24 protein-coding genes are annotated in these 19767 nt (G+C 27.1%); 3 read left to right on the top strand and 21 right to left on the bottom strand.

Going from position 1 to position 19767, the window contains the following annotated elements; translation table 11 throughout:
• Nucleotides 1-9: 9 nt before the first annotated feature.
• The 11 genes from EJL03_RS12350 to EJL03_RS12395 form a co-directional block, all read right to left on the bottom strand.
• Nucleotides 10-270 carry a sulfurtransferase TusA family protein gene (locus tag EJL03_RS12350; protein ID WP_479723558.1) on the bottom strand — a complete coding sequence of 87 codons (261 nt, stop codon included), beginning with the start codon at nucleotides 268-270 and terminating at the stop codon, nucleotides 10-12.
• Between the two features lie 10 nt (nucleotides 271-280).
• Nucleotides 281-958 carry a YeeE/YedE thiosulfate transporter family protein gene (locus tag EJL03_RS12355; RefSeq protein WP_125154277.1) on the bottom strand — a complete coding sequence of 226 codons (678 nt, stop codon included), beginning with the start codon at nucleotides 956-958 and terminating at the stop codon, nucleotides 281-283.
• A 297-nt stretch (nucleotides 959-1255) separates the two neighbouring features.
• Entirely contained in the window at nucleotides 1256-1903 is a 648-nt protein-coding gene (locus EJL03_RS12360; RefSeq protein ID WP_125154278.1) for a DUF1796 family putative cysteine peptidase, read from the bottom strand.
• Nucleotides 1904-2057: 154 nt separating this feature from the next.
• Nucleotides 2058-3887, bottom strand: a complete 1830-nt coding sequence (locus tag EJL03_RS12365; protein ID WP_125154279.1) for an ABC transporter ATP-binding protein — start codon at nucleotides 3885-3887, stop codon at nucleotides 2058-2060.
• Nucleotides 3884-5611: an ABC transporter ATP-binding protein gene (locus EJL03_RS12370; RefSeq protein WP_125154280.1), complete on the bottom strand. Its 1728-nt coding sequence runs from the start codon at nucleotides 5609-5611 to the stop codon at nucleotides 3884-3886. The genes EJL03_RS12365 and EJL03_RS12370 overlap by 4 nt, the downstream gene beginning before the upstream one ends.
• A 29-nt stretch (nucleotides 5612-5640) precedes the next feature.
• Entirely contained in the window at nucleotides 5641-6096 is a 456-nt protein-coding gene (locus EJL03_RS12375) for a MarR family winged helix-turn-helix transcriptional regulator (protein WP_125154281.1), read from the bottom strand.
• A gap of 407 nt (nucleotides 6097-6503) precedes the next feature.
• Nucleotides 6504-7664 carry a cell wall-binding repeat-containing protein gene (locus EJL03_RS12380; protein ID WP_125154282.1) on the bottom strand — a complete coding sequence of 387 codons (1161 nt, stop codon included), beginning with the start codon at nucleotides 7662-7664 and terminating at the stop codon, nucleotides 6504-6506.
• A 320-nt stretch (nucleotides 7665-7984) separates the two neighbouring features.
• Nucleotides 7985-8143 (bottom strand): hypothetical protein, encoded by a 159-nt coding sequence (locus EJL03_RS16105; RefSeq protein WP_164509074.1) that lies wholly within the window; start codon nucleotides 8141-8143, stop codon nucleotides 7985-7987.
• Between the two features lie 20 nt (nucleotides 8144-8163).
• Nucleotides 8164-9009 (bottom strand): CvfB family protein, encoded by an 846-nt coding sequence (locus EJL03_RS12385; protein ID WP_125154283.1) that lies wholly within the window; start codon nucleotides 9007-9009, stop codon nucleotides 8164-8166.
• A gap of 53 nt (nucleotides 9010-9062) precedes the next feature.
• Complete coding sequence (locus EJL03_RS12390; RefSeq protein WP_125154284.1) at nucleotides 9063-9563, bottom strand: hypothetical protein; 501 nt, start codon at nucleotides 9561-9563, stop codon at nucleotides 9063-9065.
• Nucleotides 9545-10219, bottom strand: a complete 675-nt coding sequence (locus EJL03_RS12395; RefSeq protein WP_125154285.1) for an MFS transporter — start codon at nucleotides 10217-10219, stop codon at nucleotides 9545-9547. The genes EJL03_RS12390 and EJL03_RS12395 overlap by 19 nt, the downstream gene beginning before the upstream one ends.
• Nucleotides 10220-10517: 298 nt before the next feature.
• Between EJL03_RS12395 and EJL03_RS12400 the strand changes: the two genes are divergently transcribed.
• From EJL03_RS12400 to EJL03_RS12410, 3 genes are all read left to right on the top strand, one after another.
• Nucleotides 10518-11051, top strand: coding sequence for a 2'-5' RNA ligase family protein (locus tag EJL03_RS12400; protein ID WP_125154286.1), 534 nt, complete (start codon nucleotides 10518-10520; stop codon nucleotides 11049-11051).
• 417 nt (nucleotides 11052-11468) lie between these two features.
• The gene (locus EJL03_RS12405; protein WP_125154287.1) at nucleotides 11469-12008 is read left to right on the top strand and encodes a sigma-70 family RNA polymerase sigma factor; all 540 of its coding nucleotides are present in this window, start codon (nucleotides 11469-11471) and stop codon (nucleotides 12006-12008) included.
• Complete coding sequence (locus EJL03_RS12410) at nucleotides 11986-13419, top strand: DUF4179 domain-containing protein (protein ID WP_125154288.1); 1434 nt, start codon at nucleotides 11986-11988, stop codon at nucleotides 13417-13419. Before EJL03_RS12405 ends, EJL03_RS12410 begins: the two co-directional genes overlap by 23 nt.
• Before the next feature lie 163 nt (nucleotides 13420-13582).
• Here EJL03_RS12410 and iolG read toward each other — a convergent pair whose 3' ends face one another.
• From iolG to EJL03_RS12455, 10 genes are all read right to left on the bottom strand, one after another.
• Nucleotides 13583-14590, bottom strand: coding sequence for an inositol 2-dehydrogenase (gene iolG / locus EJL03_RS12415; RefSeq protein ID WP_125154289.1), 1008 nt, complete (start codon nucleotides 14588-14590; stop codon nucleotides 13583-13585).
• A gap of 419 nt (nucleotides 14591-15009) precedes the next feature.
• A complete protein-coding gene (locus tag EJL03_RS12420; protein WP_125154290.1) occupies nucleotides 15010-15378 on the bottom strand; it encodes a hypothetical protein in 369 nt (122 codons plus the stop codon).
• A gap of 13 nt (nucleotides 15379-15391) precedes the next feature.
• Nucleotides 15392-16153, bottom strand: coding sequence for an N-acetylmuramoyl-L-alanine amidase (locus tag EJL03_RS12425; protein WP_125154291.1), 762 nt, complete (start codon nucleotides 16151-16153; stop codon nucleotides 15392-15394).
• An 11-nt stretch (nucleotides 16154-16164) separates the two neighbouring features.
• Nucleotides 16165-16389, bottom strand: coding sequence for a hemolysin XhlA family protein (locus EJL03_RS12430; RefSeq protein WP_125154292.1), 225 nt, complete (start codon nucleotides 16387-16389; stop codon nucleotides 16165-16167).
• 51 nt (nucleotides 16390-16440) lie between these two features.
• A complete protein-coding gene (locus EJL03_RS12435) occupies nucleotides 16441-16902 on the bottom strand; it encodes a GNAT family N-acetyltransferase (RefSeq protein ID WP_125154293.1) in 462 nt (153 codons plus the stop codon).
• Nucleotides 16903-17059: 157 nt separating this feature from the next.
• Nucleotides 17060-17182 (bottom strand): hypothetical protein, encoded by a 123-nt coding sequence (locus EJL03_RS16630; protein WP_279222081.1) that lies wholly within the window; start codon nucleotides 17180-17182, stop codon nucleotides 17060-17062.
• A 1-nt stretch (nucleotide 17183) separates the two neighbouring features.
• Nucleotides 17184-17513 carry a hypothetical protein gene (locus EJL03_RS12440; protein WP_125154294.1) on the bottom strand — a complete coding sequence of 110 codons (330 nt, stop codon included), beginning with the start codon at nucleotides 17511-17513 and terminating at the stop codon, nucleotides 17184-17186.
• Nucleotides 17514-17524: 11 nt separating this feature from the next.
• On the bottom strand, nucleotides 17525-18802 hold the full coding sequence (locus EJL03_RS12445; RefSeq protein ID WP_125154295.1) for a hypothetical protein: 1278 nt from the start codon (nucleotides 18800-18802) through the stop codon (nucleotides 17525-17527).
• 11 nt (nucleotides 18803-18813) lie between these two features.
• Nucleotides 18814-19422, bottom strand: a complete 609-nt coding sequence (locus EJL03_RS12450) for a YmfQ family protein (protein ID WP_125154296.1) — start codon at nucleotides 19420-19422, stop codon at nucleotides 18814-18816.
• 3 nt (nucleotides 19423-19425) lie between these two features.
• On the bottom strand, nucleotides 19426-19767 hold the full coding sequence (locus EJL03_RS12455; RefSeq protein ID WP_125154297.1) for a hyaluronate lyase N-terminal domain-containing protein: 342 nt from the start codon (nucleotides 19765-19767) through the stop codon (nucleotides 19426-19428).

Below are 19767 nucleotides of genomic sequence, written 5' to 3' on the forward strand. Positions count from 1 at the left end.
GTATCTCTCCTATTTTTTCTTTGGCTTCTCTATATAAATTTCCCATTCTCCATTATAGATTTCAACTATCCTTACTGCATATTTTTTTTCCTTTGCCCATTCCTCTATACTAATCCCCACACAACTATGATCAGAATGTACTACTAAAACATCCCCAGCTTTCATTGTCTTTAATTCCTTCATTGCCTTTAGCAGTGGAATTGGACATTCTTCATATAAACAATCTAATTCTCTAACTTCCATTTTTACTGCCTCCATTACTAAATTCATAATTAATACTTCACTTTTTTCTTTTCTCATATTTTAATGCCAATATATATAGTATTATCAATACAATCAATTGTAGTACTACTACAATATTAAAATTTATGTATTCAGGAAAATAAACGGTGTTTGCCTGAGCAATAATATGCTTATACCAAAAGGGGTAATCTTTAGCTCCAAGGACAGTTCCAATTAAAAATCCCAAAAGAATTATCCATTGGAGTAGATGTCCTTCTCCCATTCTCATAAGTACACCTGAAGCACATCCCCCTGCTATAACCATTCCTATGCCAAACATAAATGCTCCTATCATTATATGTAAACCAACGGGACTCACTGTTCCAGGTATAAACTCATATCTTATAGGATGGGTCTTTAAATAATTGTTTTGAATTACAAAAAAACCAATAGTACTTACTATCATTGCCATAAGTACACCTCTTAATAACTTAGTGTTTCCTCCAGTAAATGGATCTCTTACTGCACCAACAAAACAAAATCTAGAATATCTTAAGACTAATCCTATAGCTGTACCTATTATTAAACTTACAGCATAATTATAGTCTAAATTTAATAATTTATAGGCTAATATTATTAATAAAACTATTAAAACAATTGCATAAGGAATTTGATTTTTCTTTTTTTTATTATTATTTCTACGTTCTTTAATCAATTTATCTAATTCCTCTGACATATTTGACCATCCCTTTTAATTATCTTTTCTTTATTACTTTAAATAAGTATATACTACGCTATATAGTAAATCAATAATCATAAATCCTTTATGTAAATCATATTAATATATAATAAAGAGGCTAAAGCTCAAAACAATTTTAATTCTTCCCTTTAGCCCCTTTAAATTAATAAAATAACTTTTAAATTCCTAAATAATATTTTATAGAAAATCCTTTCACATTTTCTATTATATTTAATAATTAATTTAAACTAACTATATTTCCTTGGTTACCTAATTTTTTACTAAAATTAGCTTTTATCTATCTAATGATATTCCCTCTAATAGATAGTTCCAAGCCTCATTGTCTCCTTCCCATTTCCCCTTAGTATTAGGTACTTCAGCATAGCAAACATTTTTTAGATTCCAATCTTTTTCTCTGACCTTTTTGTTATGTGGCAAAATTATTTTATCATTTAAATAATTTAATGCCAGTATATTATATTCCCCTTCTACATATTTATTTAATATACTTGTTAACTCTTTTATACCCTTATACTCAACTCCCAATCTAATAAATAAAATAGAGCTGCTATTTTGTATATGATAGAAAAAATTATCGATTCTTGTTTTAAATCTTTTACTAAATTGATCATACATACTATACCAATCTTTATCATAATCATTTATAGGAAAGTCGTGAACTGAAAGACAATTATAATATATATCTCTAACTGTATAATATCCATTTTTTTTAGCTTCAATCTTTAAATTATTAATTCTCATAAGATCGCTAAAACCATTTTTTAGTGTCCTATTAAGATTATAAATGTTTTCTAATACTAACCAATCTATTGGTCCTGTAAACTTCCTTAAATTGTATCTATCTAATTGATGTGCAACTTCATAATAAGATCCTAGGCTTATCACCGTTTCATAAGGTTTTTTTATTTCTTCTAACTTCATATTAATTTAGCTCCTTTCATAATTGATATAGTTTATATTATGAAGTTACACCATAAAATTGATTATTTATTTTAATAATAAATATTATTTTAAATATAAAATATTTAAAATTTACTTTTAACAAAGAAAAAGCTAGGACATATGTCCTAACTTTTTAAGATGCTTTACTTGTAAATTGACTGTTATAAAGATCTGCATAAAATCCGCCTTTTTTAAGAAGCTCTTCATGATTTCCCTGTTCTATAACTTTTCCTTGATTCATAACAAGTATTAAATCTGCATCCTTAATAGTGGATAATCTATGAGCGATAACAAAACTTGTTCTACCCTTCATTAAGTTACTCATTGCCTTTTGTATATAAACCTCTGTTCTTGTATCTATACTACTTGTAGCTTCATCTAAAATAAGAATTGATGGATCTGCAAGTATTGCCCTCGCAATAGTTAGAAGCTGCTTCTGACCTTGTGATATATTAGAGGCTTCTTCGTTAAGTATTGTGTCATATCCATCTGGAAGAGTTCTTATAAAATGATCTGCATGAGCAGTTTTAGCTGCCATTATTATTTCTTCTTCTGTAGCTCCTTCTCTTCCATATCCTATATTTTCTTTTATAGTTCCATTAAATGACCAAGTATCCTGAAGTACCATTCCAAACATATTTCGTAGATTTTCTCTTTTCAAATTCCTTATATCTACGCCATCAATAGTTATCCTACCATTGTTAATTTCATAAAATCTCATTAAAAGATTTACTATAGTAGTTTTACCAGCTCCTGTAGGTCCTACAATAGCAATAGTTTGACCTTTTTTAACATCAATGTTCATATCTTCTATAAGATTTGTTCCTTCTTTATATCCAAAATTAACATTTTCAAACTTAACTTCTCCCAATGGCTTTTCTATAACCTTAGCATCTTTATCGTCAGGTATTATTTCCTCTTCATCCAAAACTTCAAATACACGCTCCGCTGAGGCAACGGTTGATTGTATAATATTTGCAATATTTGCAGTCTGATTTATAGGTTGTGAAAACTGTCTCATATATTGAATAAATGCTTGAATATCTCCTACTTTAATACTTCCTTTTGTAGCTAAATACCCACCTGTAACACATACAGCCACATATCCTATATTATTTATAAAACTCATAAGTGGCATTATTAATCCAGAAATAAACTGTGCCTTCCATCCTGAATTATAAAGATCATTATTTACTTTTTTAAATCTATTGATAGATTTTTCTTCATATCCAAATGCTTTTACAACATTATGTCCTGTATACATTTCTTCAATATGACCATTTAAGGTTCCCAAATATTTTTGTTGATCTGAAAAATATGTTTGAGATTTCTTTAAAATAGGTCTTATAACAAACATAGCAACAGGTAATACTACAAGAGCAATAAGAGTCATTAATGGACTTATTGTAAGCATCATAATAAGTATACCTATAATAGTTACAATAGATGTTATTAATTGTGTTAAACTTTGCTGCAAAGTTGTGCTTATATTATCCATATCATTTGTAAATCTACTTAACGTGTCTCCGTGTGGATTTGAATCAAAATATTTAAGTGGCATACGTGAAAGTTTATTTTCTAATTCCTTACGCATATCATATACTGTTCTTTGAGAAACTCCTGCCATTACATATTGTTGTATATAGCTAAAAGCAGCACTTACAATGTATAATACTATTAAAATTAAAACTATTTTACCTATATAATCAAAATCTATACTAGCTCCTGGAACACCTTTAAACTTCATTACTAATCCTTCAAAAATCTTTGAAACAGCATTACCCATTATCTTAGGACTTGCAATACTAAAAGCTGTACTCAAAATAGCTGTAACTAAAACTATAAAAAGTTGTGATTTATATGGTGATATATATTTTAACAATCTTTTAAATGACCCTTTAAAATCTTTTGCTTTACTTCCAGGCATTGCTCCCGCTCCTGGACCTCTGTGTCCTCCACTCATGCTATCTCCTCCTCTGAAAGCTGTGATGAAACTATCTCCTTATACACCTTTGAACATTGTAAAAGTTCTTTATGAGTTCCAATACCAGCTATTTTTCCTTCGTCTAAAACTATTATTCTATCTGCATCCATTACTGTACTTACTCTTTGAGCTACTATAATAACAGTAGATTCTTTAGTTTCATCTTTTAATGCGGCCCTTAGCTTAGCATCGGTTTTAAAATCAAGAGCAGAAAAACTATCATCAAAAATATACACTTCTGGCTTTTTAACTATTGCTCTAGCAATGGATAAACGTTGTTTTTGTCCTCCTGATACATTATTTCCTCCCTGAGCTATTACAGAATCATAACCATTTTTCATTTTAGAAATAAACTCATGAGCTTGTGCTATTTTTGCTGCATGTACTACTTCCTCATCTGTAGCCCCTTCTTTTCCATATCTTATGTTTTCTGCTACAGTTCCAGAGAAAAGTACTGCCTTTTGTGGAACTAAACTTATCTTTTTTCTTAAATCTTCTTGACTTAATTCTCTTATATCCACTCCATTTATAAGAATATTTCCCTTTTCTATATCATAAAAACGCGGTATAAGATTTATTAATGCAGATTTTCCAGCACCAGTACTTCCTATAATTGCAGTTGTTTCTCCTGGCCTAGTAACAAAGGAAATATCACTTAATACTGGCTCTTCTGCTCCTGGATATCTAAAGTTAACATTTTTAAATTCTAAATATCCTTTCTTATCATTTGCTTTCTTAGTATTTTTTTCATCATTTATTACAGGTTGTGTTTCTAAAACTTCATTTATTCTTTCTGCTGAAGCTGATGCACGAGGTATCAAAATAAATATAACTGAAACCATAACTACAGACATCATTACCTGTATAGCATATTGTAAAAATGCCATTAAGTCTCCAACTTCCATAGCATTCAAGTCTATCCTCTTAGCTCCAAACCATATTATTCCAACAGACATAAAATTAAAAATAAGCATAATAATTGGCATAAGTGTAGCCATTAATTTATTAACCTTTATAGATGTCTCCATTAAATCTTTACTTGATTCATCAAAACGTTGTTCTTCATACTTTGTACGATTGAAAGCACGAACTACCCTAATTCCTGTAAGTCCTTCTCTAACTACTCTATTTAATTTATCTATCTTAATTTGTATACTTTTAAATAGTGGAAGGGCTTTAAATCCTACGATACTAATAATTATTAGCAATACGGGAATAGTTATTAAAAAGGCTGAAGATAAAGGCACATCCTTTGATAATGCCATAAACAAGCCTCCAATACACATAATTGGTGCAACTACAGCTATTCTAAAAATCATAACCATTACCTGCTGAACCTGATTAATATCATTAGTAGTTCTTGTAATAAGAGACGCTGTTCCAAGTTTATCAAATTCATTAAGAGAAAAGCCCTCTACGTGAGTAAACACTTTTTCACGCAAGTCCTTTGAAAACCCTACTGCAACTTTAGAGGACACTAAACTTAATAATATAGCACAAATACTACCTGCTAGTGCTACAAGTAACATATATCCCCCTATTTTTAAAATATAATTTACATCTCCTTTTATAATTCCTGTATCAACTATTCTTGACATCAAATTAGGCAAATACAAATCTGCCATAACTTGCCCAAAAGCTAATAAAGCTATAACAACTAGTAATGTGGAATATTTTTTTAAATGCTTGAACAACTTAATCATATTTTCAACTCCATTCCTTTTAAATTATATTACTTTGTCTCTTTACAATCACTAGAATCTTTCAATAGATTATCTTTTATTTGCATAAAAAATCTACGAAGAAGAAGCTTCTCCTCTAAGGTAAAATTATTAAAACAAACATTATCAATATTTTCTATAACCTTTTTAACTTCTTTGATAGTTTCCCTTCCTTTATCCGTAATATACACTCTTATTACACGTTGATCTTGTTCATCCTGTATTCTCTTTATAAAACCTGATTTTTCCATTCTCTTCAACATTACTGTAGCAGTGGCAGGCTTTATATTCATTTTAGTTGCCAATTCTTTTTGACTCTGCCCATCTTTTTTATTTAATATAAATAATACAGGTGGTTGCCCTGGATAAAGTCCTAACTTATCAAGTAGTTTTTGAATACTATGATAATGTAGTCTTATTACATCCCCAAATACAAAATATAATGAATCACGTTCACAACAGCTCATCTCTTCCCTCCATTGATTAGTTGACTAAGTATTTTTATATTACCACTAAGTTTTTTTTCGGTCAATATACTTTTCAAAATGTTAATAATTTAATTTTTAACATTGATTTTACAGGATTTTACTAGTTTTTAATTATACGTTTACAATTTGAAAATTTAAAATTATGTTTATATCATATTGAATATAATTAGTAGGCTAACTTTATTTTTTATAAAAATTATACATTATTTCTATAATATATAAAATTCAAATTAAAATGGCTATAAGATTTATTATTAACAAGAAAGTTTTAGATACGTACCTTTACTTTAAAATTTCACCTGTAATAAAAAGATATTTTTCATCAATTTAAAAACAATATAAATAAAACATGAGAAGAAAGTATTATCTTTCTTCTCATGTTGCTTCTATTTATCTATTCCATTTAATATATTTTCTCTTCCATCGGGACAAACTTCCTTTCCCCCTACATAATACACTTTTAAAACATCCTTATATGTATCTTTATATACCTTTTCTATTTCAGAGGCATCCTCATATCCAGCCTTTCTCATATCTCTATTAACAAATACTATAGGTATAGATTTCTTAGCTGCTAATGCAGACACAGATAAACTATCAGCAAAAGTGTCTCCATTTACAATAACACAGCTTTTTTCTTTATTATAAACTTCATTTTTATTTGAACCTACAATAATATCCTTAATTTCTCTGTTAACTATACCATTAACTTTATAAGGATCTTTTTCACCATAACCGTTTGACAATGGTTTTACTTTACCATTTAAAGTTTTCTCTAATAGATTTATACCTTCAATACCTCGGTTATTTTTTACTCTATTAATAAAAAATTTATCTAAATAAACAGAATATGAATCCTGTCCCTTACTTTCCCAAAACTTACGTGATTCACTTAACTTATCAGAAATGTCTTCAAAAGTGGAATTAGTTGCATAATCTGAATCCACTAAAAACATAGGATTTACATATTCATTATCACCCAATGGATTTTTACCTGTAGAGTCATATACTATAGTATCTACTGCACAAGCTAATGCTTGATTATAATCATTACCATTAACTATCTTAGGTCTATACCCGTACTTTTCTTTAGGTATATACTCCATTATTTTTCTATTGGTCTCATATCTGTCTTTACCACCAATACGAGTAACTTTATATCGCAAATCCTGTATTTTATACTCTAAACTAGGTGATATTATTCCACCCCCTCCAACTATTATTATATGTTTGAGGTCTTTCATTTCTTTTAGTCTTGCCTTTGTTCTCCAATCAAATTTCATTGCATCTAAAAGTAAAATTGGGGCATTTTTATATGCAGCCAAAGGTGCTGCAGCCATAGCATCCGCCCAAGCTCTATTTGAGCATAATAGTACAGTTTCCACTTTATTGTCTTTTTCAAATTCTTTAGAAACCTCTATTGCAGTTTCAACTCTATCTCTTCCTCCAAGTCTTACCCTTTCTTGTATATTAGCTGCAGATACAGTTGCTACATTAGTTACTAAAATTACTCCAACTATAATTGTTTTAATCAGTGATTTCTTCATATTCTTTACCTTCCTAATCTTATTTTGTTATTTTTTATACATTTTTACTTATACTTTTACATTATAACATATTTTATAACAAAATTTATTATAATTAGCAAATAATTCAATGGAAATTTTAAAAAATATGTGTTAGCTCACTATAATAAACTTATTTCATTAATATTTTAAAATTGCTCTTAAATATAAAAAAATATATGCTAAACTATTAATATAAATACTTATTATACTTATGTATAATTTTATAAACAACTACAAAAGAGCTGCCTTAAATAACTTTTAAATTATTTTTAGGCAGCCCCTTTTAAATCTAATTAATTTTATTTGTCAAACAATCCACCTGTTTTTTTATTACTTCTATTAGCCTTTCTGCACCCGCCTATAGATTTTATGGCTCTTTTATTAGACCCTTGTTGCGAACTTTTCATCTTTTTTTGCTCTATAATTTTCTTCATCATTTCAATATTTTTGTCTAACATGTTTTAATACTCCATTTCATTTACTTTCTAATCAATCTTGTTCCCTCGTCATCTTGCTTTATTAATCCCTTTTTCATCAGTCCACCTAAAGCTCTTTTAAAATAATTCTTACTTTCATGAAAAACTTCTTTAATATCCTCAGGAGAGGATTTATCATTAAATGGCATAAAATCATTGTTTGTATTTAAATATTTTAAAATTTCATCTTGAAGTTTACTTCTTTCTTCTGATGCTTTGGCTCTTGGTGTAAGTCCTAGTGTACCATCTTCATATATTTTTTTTACATTTAATTTTAAAATATCACCTATATTAACTTGTGTAAAATATTCATTTTTAAGCATTATAGCTTTATATTTACCATCTACAGCTAAAGCTACATTTTCGCTTCTATAAAAATCATATACAATGGCATTTACTTCATCTGAAACCTTATATTCTTCACTGATTTCAAGTTCAGGTTCTATATTAGTAGTTGCAGCTAGCCTATTAGTTTTATCTACATACACATAAAATAAGTATTTTGCTCCTTCCACAAGAGTATATCTTTGCTCTTTTAGTGGAACAAATAAATCTCTTTCAAGCCCAATATCTAAAAAAGCTCCTATTCTAGTATTAGACAATACTTTTAAATAAGCTATATCAGAAACTTTAGCTAAAGGCTCTTTTAACGTAGCAATAAGTCTATCCTTTGAGTCTCTATATATAAATGCATTTACAATTTGACCTTCTTCTAGTTCTTTATCTAAGCAATTCCCATATGGAAGCAATATGTCATCGCTAGTATTTCCTGTTTGTACATCTAAAAAGTATCCTGGAGCACCCTTTCTAGCTATTTTTAGTTCATTAAAATCTCCTAATTTAATCAATTAATTTTCCCTCCGTATTTTAGTTCTTTTATAAAAAGTTAATACTTTCAAATTTACTTTATTAAAGCTTTCTTTATATTAATATTTTTATTTATACTATGAAAATATATAACCACAAATAATAATGAAAGTAAACTTAGCAAACCGCATAATATAAAACTATATTTTAAAGATATAGTAGCAGTTTTTCCCACTATAGCATATGTCATTGAAGATATTATATCTGTTATCATAGCATACATAGATAAAATAGTAGCTCTATCCTTTGTGAAAATGGATTTATTTTGTACATCCAAACTTAAAGGTTGACAAATAGCAAAAGAAGCTTCAATTAAAACAATTAAAAATATACATATGATCTTAGACGTAACATAAGCTAATAAAAAACAACTAACAGTTATGCTAACTATTAGAATAATAAAGCTTCTTTTCTTTCCTAATTTTTCACTTATAACATATGCTCTTACAGATATTAAGCATATTATTTGCATTAAAGCAGTCAAAAATCCGAAATTTTTTATATTTATGCCTACCATTAATTTAAAAATATACATATAGAATGTGTAGCCTCACTTATTAATGCCATGGACACAATAAAAGGAACTATATTCTTATTGCTTATCAATGTGTAAAAACTATTTCTTATACTAACATCTTTTTTATCATAATCTACATCTTCTATAAAAAAGACTAATACTAGTGCTAATGTATAAGATAGTATTGTATAAAAAATTGTAGCATCTAAAGATATTCTTATGATATAAGTTGATAATAAAGAAGCAATAAAGAAGCCTGCCACATTGGAAGCATTATATTTACTAAACGCTTTTTCTGAGTATTTATCCCCTATAGATAAATATATTAGTGCAGAATCACGCCCAGATATTCCAGCTAAAGCCATAGAAGATATTATTGCCTCAAGTAAAAATAAATAAAACCCATAAGCCTTATAAAAAATTATTTTCGATAATAGAAATAAAATATATGATGTAATTAAAGTTTTCTTATATCCAAATTTATCTGCAAAATATCCCCAAGGAATTTCAAATAATAGCATTGCTATAGTAAAAATTGATTCCAATATAAAAATCTCATATATACTTAAGCCCCTATGCTGCCTAATAATAGTAGCTATGGAACCATAAAAAATAAGTCCTGTTAAAAATGTTATACCACACATTATAGTTAGATTTTTTCTATAAATATTCAATTTAGTACACCTCCAAAATTTAAATATCACAAAAAACCTTATTTAAAAGGCTTTTTTAAATAGGTATACTAAATATCTGCCATGAAAACTCCTCCTATTTTAATGTTGATATAAAATAATAATATCATAGTTTCTAAACAAAAATCTACTTAATTTATTTATAGGTTGAAACCTCTCTTATTTATATAGTAAAATATTTTTAAATATATAAAAATTTACATATTTAAATTTGTTATAAAAATATTAAGATATATTTAATTTTTTTAAATTCAGTATGATTTTAAGGAGTGATTTTTTTTTGGATAGATATGTTATAGTTTGTTTGCTTAAAGGTGAAATACTTAAATTCCATAACAGTTTAGTGGAAGACATTTGTCTTAATTTTAAAGTTAAAAGACAGAAACTTCCTGCTCACTTTACCATAAAAGCTCCTTTTGAAACTGACAAAATAAACCAAATAGAATTAATATTAGAAAAATTTATGTTAGATAAATATAAAGAAAAAATCTTAGTAAATGGTTTTAATCACTTTAGATCAGATGTAGTTTTTATGAAGGTATCTTTATGTGATAAAGCTTTAGATATTCATGATAGCTTTATTAAAGAACTTAAAAAAATATCTTGGTTAACTTGGAAAAATCATGAAGGTGAAAGTAATAATAAGATATTTCATTGTACTTTAGTAAGTGGTTTAAAAGATAATAAATTTTATCCAATATGGGAGTATGTTAACAACTATACTGCAAATTTTCATAGTTATTTTGATAATATATCTATATTAAAATGGGAAGATAGAAAATGGGTAACCTATAAACAATTTTATTTTAAATAATATAAGTAAATTTTTATTAAGTAAACTTAAGACATCTTTATAAAAAATGAATATTACTATAATAGCCTTATTTTTTTACTATTAATCTATTTTAAGTGTAAAAAAGATATTATAAAAAGTCTATTTGTTTTTAAAGTGAAAAACTTGCAAGATAAAAGAGATAACAATAAGTCTTCTCTTCTGTTTATCTGGTTTTATAGTTAGCCAATTATAAAATTTATCAGATACTAAAAAAGTTTTTAAGGGCAATAACCTATTTAAGTTATTGTTCTTTTTTTATTTTAATATTATATCTTTTAAAATCTTTAGATTCATTTTTTTATCTTTTAAACAAAAATATTAAGTATTATTTTTAATGAACCAAACAAGTAAAATCTATATCTATATAAGTGAACAAAGAAATTAGGGAGGTTTAATATGGACATATTAGAAGAAATTAAACATGCTAAAATGGGTGATAAAAACTCGTTTATAAAAGTAATACGTAATTACGAAAAATACTTTTATAAAGTATCAAAATCCATTTTAGATAAAGATGAAGATTGTGCAGATGCTATACAAGATACTATTTTAAACTGCTATAAAAATATATCTTCACTAAAAAAAGCTGAATATTTTAAAGCTTGGTTTACTAAAAGTCTTATAAATAATTCTTATAAGATATTAAAAAATAACAAAAAAATTCTACCACTAAGCGTAGTAAATGAACCATCTTCAACTTGTAAAGATTATGAAATTATTGAACTAAAAGAAGCAATAAATTTTCTAGATGAAAGTTTAAGATATATAATACATCTTTATTATTTTGATGATTTTTCTATTAAAAAAATTAGTAAACTTTTGAAAATTCCCGAGGGCACAGTTAAGTCTAGATTATCTAGAGCTAGACTTAAAATTTTAAGTAGATTAAAAATAAACAAGGAGGATACATATTATGAAAAAAGACTTAGTAGATAATATATTGAAAAATGAATTCCACAAATATACTGATGATGCTATAAAAGTCCCTCTGGTATTTCATAATAGCATAGAAGATACTTTAGCTTCTTTACCAGAAAAGTCAGCTATAAAGAAAAAGACTATAAAAAAATATATAACTGCAGCATGTATTGTATTAAGTTTAATAACAATTACAGCCTTTTCTATACCTACTTTAGCAAAAAATATCCCTATTATTAATAATATATTAAATGGAAAATCTATATTCCAGTTTAGAAATGATTGGGATTATGATTTTGGGGTAAATAGTAAGGATTTAAAAAACTATTCAAATCAGGTTAATAAATCAATTAAGGTAAATGGTATAACTATTACTTTAAAGGAAGTTGCTTGTGATGGTTATAAAATATATGTTGGCTATTTAATTGAAGGAAATACTCCTCTCCCTTTAGATAGTATGGGTAAAGGTCCTGACGTATTAAATGGACATAGATGGATGATTAATGATAGCCCATCTTGGAATAGTTCAAGTAATAGTTTTGTTAAAATTAATGATAAATCCTATATTTTAAAAGAAGAAATTAATTTAGATCCTCCACGTTCTATTCCTAAAAAATTTAGATTTTCATCAATTTTTTCTCAGATAGGATCATTAAAGTTAAATTTTAAATTTGACATTATTGTAAATCAAAATAATTTTAAAGATAATTGTAAAGATATATTTATAAATAATAGTCAGAAAATAAATGATGATAAATTTACTGTAAAAAATCTTTACCTAACCCCTATAAGCTCAACACTTAATATGGAAGTCAAAAAAACTGGATTTAAAAATATTTTTACTAACAAAAAAGAGGATAATACTTTCTTTAATTATTATAATTTTTTAATTACAAATGAAAATGGTACCTTGTTAAAAACCGTTGAACAAAAATTTAGTTCTAAAGGAAAAAAATCTTTTGCACATACTGAATTTATTCCTGAAGAAATTAACACATGTAAATATATTGATATAAAGTTATTTAAAAAACATACAGAAACTTTTCTGTATCCAAAAGATTATAAGACAAGATATTCTGTCCCAATAAAGGATATAAAAACTCCTATAAAAATAACCACAAAGAAATTGGGAAGTATTATTATTACTAAATTTTCAGTAAAAGGTGATAAACTTGAATTTAGCTTTAAAACAGAAGGAAGCTATTCCCCTATTTTAATAAATAAAATATGCATTTTAGATAAAAATGAATCCTTAAATGATTTTATATGGAATTTAAATATATTTTCACTTACATTTAAAAATGGAGAATATACCTTTAGTAGAAAAGTAAGCCCTACAATTTCTGAAGGAAAATTACTAATCTGTGATCCTAGTGAATACTATGAGCCTTTAGAAACATACACTACCAGGGTAAAAATAAATAATTAATCTTTAATAATTTAAATAATAAATAAAATAGAACAGAGATCTGACTTTCTCTGTTCTATTTCTCTATAGTTAACCTATAAATACTTACTTATTATTCACATATATGTTTCATCCTTAAAATAAATAAGCTTCTTAACTTTTTCATAATCAATTAACCCTTATTTTAAAGTATTTTAATTGGTTTTCCTTCTTTAAGTGATTTAGTTGCTGCCTTAGCAATTAATACTGATTGAAGCCCATCTAAACCATCCACTGGAACTTTGCCGTCATTTGAAACAGCATTAAAAAAATCCTCCAATTCTTTAATAAATGAGTCTTTATATCTTTCTAAGAAAAAAAACTTTGGTTTTTCTGATATAACACCATTTTTATTACTAATAATAGCTGAGCTGTCTGTATCGTTTGAAACTTGTACAGAACCTTCAGACCCAAAAACCTCTACTCTTTGATCATATCCATAGACCGCTTTTCTACTATTGTCAATAACAGCTATAGACCCATCTTTTAATTTTAAGGTTACTATAGCAGTATCTATATCTCCTACCTTTCCAATGTCTTCATTAACAAGTACAGCTCCAGTTGTGTAAACTTCTTCTACATCACTTCCTGATAAGTATCTTACCATATCAAAATCATGTATTGTCATATCAAACAACATCCCACCAGAGACTTTTATATATTCTATTGGTGGTTCCTCTGGATCTCTTGAAGTAACTTTTATTATATGTGGTTGTCCTACTGCACCTTCTTCTATAATATTACGTACTTTACTAAAATTATGGTCAAATCTTCTATTAAATCCGATTTGTAGCTTAACTCCTGTTTCTTTTACCACTTTCAATGCTTTAGTTATTTCTTCTATATCGTATCCTATAGGTTTTTCACAGAAAATATTTTTTTTAGCTCTGGCAGACTCTATTATTAGTTGAGTATGGGTATTAGTAGATGAACATATTAAAACTGAATCTATTTCTTTATCATTAAGTATTTTTTGGTAATCCTCATATACATTATTAATACCTAAATTATTTGCCCATTCTTTTGCGTTTTCTATACACACATCTGATACCGCTTTAACTTCTACATTTTTAAAATTTCTAATAATATTTTCAGTATGCAGTTTACCAATTCTCCCCATACCCACAACACCAATTTTAATTTTTTTATCCATTTTCATATCCCCCCACCTATCATTTAATTAAACGTTTTAGTAATTTTAAACAGAATAATTTTCAAAACTTTTATTTTATTATAGTACTAACTAAATTTAAAAGCAACATTACATAAACGTATAAACTCTTTGTATATCTTCATATTACTTTGTTTTACTAATATTTACTTAATTTTTCTAAAACTCAATATTTGTATAATAATTCTATTTTTAAATTATAAAATAAACTAATATCAAATACTTTATTATGAAAATTCTAATTAATACTCTATTTTCACTTAATCGTTATAGTAAATATGCAATCTAAAAATATATATTAATTCTTAGATAAACTAAAGGAAGCCTTAGGAAATGATACTCCCTAGCTTCCCTTTATTTTAATTAAGAAATATATAAATTTAGCGAAATCTGTTTTCAATTTAACTTATAATCTTCAATTTATTTATCTCACTATTTATTTCTCCTACGATAGCTTCCCTAAAATGATCTAAATCTTCTTGTTTTAAATTAGGTATCCTTTGTAATAGCATACTATCAAATACCTTTCTTTTTTCTAAAGCTGATTCAGGAATAAATTTAAACTGTTGTTCTACTGTAAAATAAATATCCTTGGCTATATTGTAAGTTAAATTATATTTTTCCATATCTACTTTTTCTATAATAATTTGTGTTTTATTGTTCATATAATCTATCCCCTTAGCTACTAAATAAGTTATAGTTAATGTTAGTATTGAAAATACTGCCTTTATAATAATTTCCATTATTTCATTTAACCATACATTAGTCATTAATATTCACCTCTTAAATTAAATCCTTCCACCCTTTTGTTCTTGTGTATAATCTTATATGATTTCCTTCTTTTTCATGATCTTGTAAGGATATATAATTATATTTATCCAAATGAATTATAACTCTTCCTTTCTGTGGAATACTTTCTAAATATCCCAAGCCATTAGAGGATTGCCATACAACGTAAGAATTGTTTTCAATACTATGATTTATAGAAGGAATATCTATATTCTGCTTAGTATTATCCTCTTGTAAATCAACACTTTCCCCTGTGACTCCCTTTATAATTGCATCTGCAAGCTTATACTTGTTATATTTTTCACAATCCCTTTTGTTATCACAAAAAAAACTTTCTATAAGTATTGCGGGCATATTAGTATTTTTTAGTACATATAAATTCGGTCTATATTTGCTTCCTCTATTTTTATAGCCTAATTTGCTTATTTCATCACAAATTTTATTTGCATACTCCTTACCTTTATCACTTATATATTCTACCTCGCAACCATATGCTTTTCCATTAAATGCATTTAAATGTAAGGATACAAATAAATCCACCTTATAGTAATTTGCCATACTTACTCTATATGCCAAACTTTGAATTAAAGACATTCCATTTTGCATAGGAGTTACATTATATACCAAATGTCCTAGCTTTTTTAATCCTTTTACTACCAAAGAGCCATATTCTCTGACCGTTAACTCCTCATTTTTATACCCATTAGCCCCTCTATCCTCTCCAGTTCCATGACCAAAATCTATAGCAATTTTCATTTAATCACCTTCTACTTAAAAGTTATAAGTGCTCCAATCGCACCTAAAATAATAGCTCCAGCGATAGTACGCCAGAGCCACTTTAAATTATCTTTCATTTCCGCTATATCTTTTTCATTTTCATAGGCTTTTGTATAAGCCATATCTGCTTTTTCTCTTGTGCTATTATATCCATCTATTTTAGTTTCAATTCTTACTATCCTCTCTAAAATTTCCTGCTGTATATCTATGTCCATACATTCCCTCCGATACTTTTACATGCTCTAAAATATAATTAATAGACTCTTTTATAAATACATATTTAATCTAATCATATCAACACATTCTATTCCATTTTCTATTATTTTATTTTTATAATGTGTTTTAAAAAAATCCCTCTCAATACTTGAAAAACGAAATCCACACCTTTGATAAAAACCCAATTGATCTATACTAGAATTACCTGTACCCACCTCTAAAATTTTAGCCCCTTCTTTTATTGCCGTATCCACCACAGCAAATAATAGATTTTTACCTATTCCCTTACCTTGATATAGCTCATCAATTGCAATATTTGCAATTTCAAAAGTTAGTGGACGAGTCTTTATTAAAACACAAATCCCTACAATAGAATTATTAACATAGGCAGCATGAAGAATACCCCTACTAATATAATCCTTAATGGAGTCAATGGATGGATCAGCTAATAAAAGCAATTCATAAGGGACATTATTTTTAGAACTTAATCTTTTTATTACAATATCAATCATTTACTTTCCTCCACACTTAAATTCTATATAACAAATTGTACTACATAATTATGAATATAAAATAAAGCATAGGTAAAAAAGATAAAATAAAAAGACTATACCTATAGCCTTGATTTGTGTTATAAAAATTATTTAGTTATGTCGTATTATATTTCTATTATGGATTTATACCTTTTAATTTTTCATACTCCTCTTGATTTATGAATACATCTAAGTACAAATCAAGCATTTCATTTGTAACCTTTCCAGTTTGTCTCATGTCTTTTAAAAATTGAAACATATTATTTACCTCCTACTTGTTTTTCTAATTGTGCTATTTTTGTCATTAAAGTTAATACTGTTTCTTGTAAAATTGGATCTGTATTTTTTGGTTCTTCTTGAACTGTTTGTCTCTCTGAATTAAATTGTTTAATTAACTCATCATATTCTTCTTTAGTTATTTCTACTGTATTTTGATTTAATTCAGATAATACTCCATTATAATTACATACACATAAAGTTTCATCTTTATTTAAAATAAAGCTACCTAAGTTTGTATCTAAATTATCATAAATATAATTAGTTATATTTCCTTCTACCACTTTAATATTATCTATTATTTTTATATACATTTTCGAACCTCCTAAAATCCTCGTACACATACTGGTTGTATGCCATCGTCATCATAAACGTCCCCGTCGATATTTATTCCAATTATTATATCTTGATTATCATCGATATAAAATGTATTAGTTTTAAATATAAAATCTGTTTTACCTTCACCAATTTTATTCATATTCATATCATATCTTATTATTGATGCTCTACCACAATCCTCTAAGTTTAAGTTATAGAAATTATAATTAGTAAAAAACCAACTACCTTTGATATGGTTGTTTGGAACTTTATTATTTATATCTATAGTTTTTAATAACAATCCATTAATATCATAAATAGCTATAGAGGCACCGTTGTCGTCATTGTTAGAATATTCTTTCCCCCATATTGTATAAATTTTATTATTATATAAAAAAACTTGAACTAAACGTTGTCCTCTAACTGGATAGGGCATTTTCATTATTTTTATATTATTTCCATTAAAGTCATCAATCCATATTTCACTATTTAGGTGCATGTAATATTTTTTATTGTAATAATCTATTTTTATACAATCCTCTGCATCAACCGCTTTTATTTCCTTAAGATAATAGTAACAATCACCTTTTCTTTTGTATAAAGTACAATACTTGTTGGAATTATTTGTGTGTATTAATAAATCTCCATTATTTACAAACCAAATCACCCCATATTTAAAATTGTTATTAAATCCATATTTTATCGTTCTAAACGGTATAGCTACACTAATTCTATTCACTTTTTCAACTAAACTATTTAAACCTTCTGTTCCATTAGCACTTACTTGTTTACTACTTAAATTACTAGCAAAAGTATTTTTAAGTCCCTGTATTTTAGATTTAACTTGCTTTGCTGTATCTGTAGCTAAAACAGGACTGCCGACAACATTAGCTACAGATTTCTTGTAGTTATCGGCAAATGTAAAAAGTTCCTCCATACCTTCTTTTACAGTTTTACTTTTTAAATTTGAACTATTTAAATTTACCTTCTCTGCACTTAAGTCAATGTTTTCTACATCAGACTTAATATGCTCCAATTGCGACATAGAATAGTCTAAAACTTGCTGTATACTACCGCTGCCACTTGTTCTAATATCATTAGCATTTAATGCAACAGCACCAGTTTTTCCATTTACAGATTTTACTGGTACCTCTATATTAGAAGCTTTACTTTCTATTTCTTTTAATTTCTTGTCCACTATGTCCGTATTATAATTAAGATCCTCAATGTTAACCACATCATTTCCATCAGGTTTTTTAAACCCAAAATTACTTGTAGTTTTCATTATAATCACCTCTATTCATATATTTTAAAATCATTCCAAGAACTGTTGTTATCCCATTTCACTCCTTTTTCAGTTAAGAAATCCCAAATGGTATAAGTATACTTAAAATCATATGCAAGATGTGCTGGTTTAATAGTATCAATCATATCTTTAAAAGCTGCTAAATTTTTGGGAATACCTTTTACTCCTATAAATTTCACTATAAAACAATAGCTTTTAAACTCTTCTATAACCTCTACCTGTCCACCGCTAAAAGCTTCTGCAGTCTCTTTTATCAAATTCCTGGTTACAGTACCATGTCCACGTTTTTTAGCTTTAAGAACTTCTCTTCTTTCTTCATAAGACTTATTTATATCAGTTTTCACAGCATATTCTTTTTCCCATAAAGTAAGACCCCATGTAGCAGTATCTATAAAACACTGCTTAACTAAATCTTCTATTTGTAAACTTAATAAAGCTAATTCATCTCCCAATACTTTATCTAACACCTTAAATTCTTTTGTATCTCTTAAAAACTGAGGTAAATAAGTTAATAAATCAGGTCTATATAATTCTACTTCTTTTTTAGTTAATAATTTTTTACCATACTTTTCCCTGCCATATTTTATAGAACCATACACTTATTACACCCCCTTTAAATTATTCCAAGTAAGGGGAGCTTTTTTAATATAACTTATATCATGATTGTGTACACTAGGTGGAAATGAATTTGGTTTCCCTATTATTCCATCCCAAGGTACTTTATCAGCTAACTCAGCCATATCAATTTTTCCATTATTGTTAGTATCATAAACAGTTTTTAACATATCTCCAAAGGATTTATTTGCTGCTAATAATATATTCCCTCCTTTAGACCCTATATATAACTTTTTACTATCTTCACAATAACCAAGCTCCCCAACGGCTAAAGTTACTATATCCTTCTCTAGTCCTCTTCTAATTTGTATTAATACTTTCCTGCTCAT

Origin of the sequence: Clostridium rectalis, assembly GCF_900626095.1 — a bacterium.
GTDB classification, from domain to species: Bacteria; Bacillota; Clostridia; order Clostridiales; family Clostridiaceae; genus Clostridium_AS; species Clostridium_AS rectalis.

What these genes read in the sequence shown, in the direction of transcription:
- EJL03_RS12420 (WP_125154290.1), bottom strand. Translation starts at nt 15,378, where the DNA reads ATGACTAATGTATGGTTAAATGAAATAATGGAAATTATTATAAAGGCA.
- EJL03_RS12455 (WP_125154297.1), bottom strand. Translation starts at nt 19,767, where the DNA reads ATGAGCAGGAAAGTATTAATACAAATTAGAAGAGGACTAGAGAAGGAT.
- EJL03_RS12435 (WP_125154293.1), bottom strand. Translation starts at nt 16,902, where the DNA reads ATGATTGATATTGTAATAAAAAGATTAAGTTCTAAAAATAATGTCCCT.
- EJL03_RS16630 (WP_279222081.1), bottom strand. Translation starts at nt 17,182, where the DNA reads ATGTTTCAATTTTTAAAAGACATGAGACAAACTGGAAAGGTTACAAAT.
- EJL03_RS12380 (WP_125154282.1), bottom strand. Translation starts at nt 7,664, where the DNA reads ATGAAGAAATCACTGATTAAAACAATTATAGTTGGAGTAATTTTAGTA.
- iolG (WP_125154289.1), bottom strand. Translation starts at nt 14,590, where the DNA reads ATGGATAAAAAAATTAAAATTGGTGTTGTGGGTATGGGGAGAATTGGT.
- EJL03_RS12390 (WP_125154284.1), bottom strand. Translation starts at nt 9,563, where the DNA reads ATGTATATTTTTAAATTAATGGTAGGCATAAATATAAAAAATTTCGGA.
- EJL03_RS12360 (WP_125154278.1), bottom strand. Translation starts at nt 1,903, where the DNA reads ATGAAGTTAGAAGAAATAAAAAAACCTTATGAAACGGTGATAAGCCTA.
- EJL03_RS12410 (WP_125154288.1), top strand. Translation starts at nt 11,986, where the DNA reads ATGAAAAAAGACTTAGTAGATAATATATTGAAAAATGAATTCCACAAA.
- EJL03_RS12365 (WP_125154279.1), bottom strand. Translation starts at nt 3,887, where the DNA reads ATGAGTGGAGGACACAGAGGTCCAGGAGCGGGAGCAATGCCTGGAAGT.
- EJL03_RS12355 (WP_125154277.1), bottom strand. Translation starts at nt 958, where the DNA reads ATGTCAGAGGAATTAGATAAATTGATTAAAGAACGTAGAAATAATAAT.
- EJL03_RS12430 (WP_125154292.1), bottom strand. Translation starts at nt 16,389, where the DNA reads ATGGACATAGATATACAGCAGGAAATTTTAGAGAGGATAGTAAGAATT.
- EJL03_RS12375 (WP_125154281.1), bottom strand. Translation starts at nt 6,096, where the DNA reads ATGAGCTGTTGTGAACGTGATTCATTATATTTTGTATTTGGGGATGTA.
- EJL03_RS16105 (WP_164509074.1), bottom strand. Translation starts at nt 8,143, where the DNA reads ATGTTAGACAAAAATATTGAAATGATGAAGAAAATTATAGAGCAAAAA.
- EJL03_RS12405 (WP_125154287.1), top strand. Translation starts at nt 11,469, where the DNA reads ATGGACATATTAGAAGAAATTAAACATGCTAAAATGGGTGATAAAAAC.
- EJL03_RS12440 (WP_125154294.1), bottom strand. Translation starts at nt 17,513, where the DNA reads ATGTATATAAAAATAATAGATAATATTAAAGTGGTAGAAGGAAATATA.
- EJL03_RS12350 (WP_479723558.1), bottom strand. Translation starts at nt 270, where the DNA reads ATGAATTTAGTAATGGAGGCAGTAAAAATGGAAGTTAGAGAATTAGAT.
- EJL03_RS12445 (WP_125154295.1), bottom strand. Translation starts at nt 18,802, where the DNA reads ATGAAAACTACAAGTAATTTTGGGTTTAAAAAACCTGATGGAAATGAT.
- EJL03_RS12425 (WP_125154291.1), bottom strand. Translation starts at nt 16,153, where the DNA reads ATGAAAATTGCTATAGATTTTGGTCATGGAACTGGAGAGGATAGAGGG.
- EJL03_RS12370 (WP_125154280.1), bottom strand. Translation starts at nt 5,611, where the DNA reads ATGATTAAGTTGTTCAAGCATTTAAAAAAATATTCCACATTACTAGTT.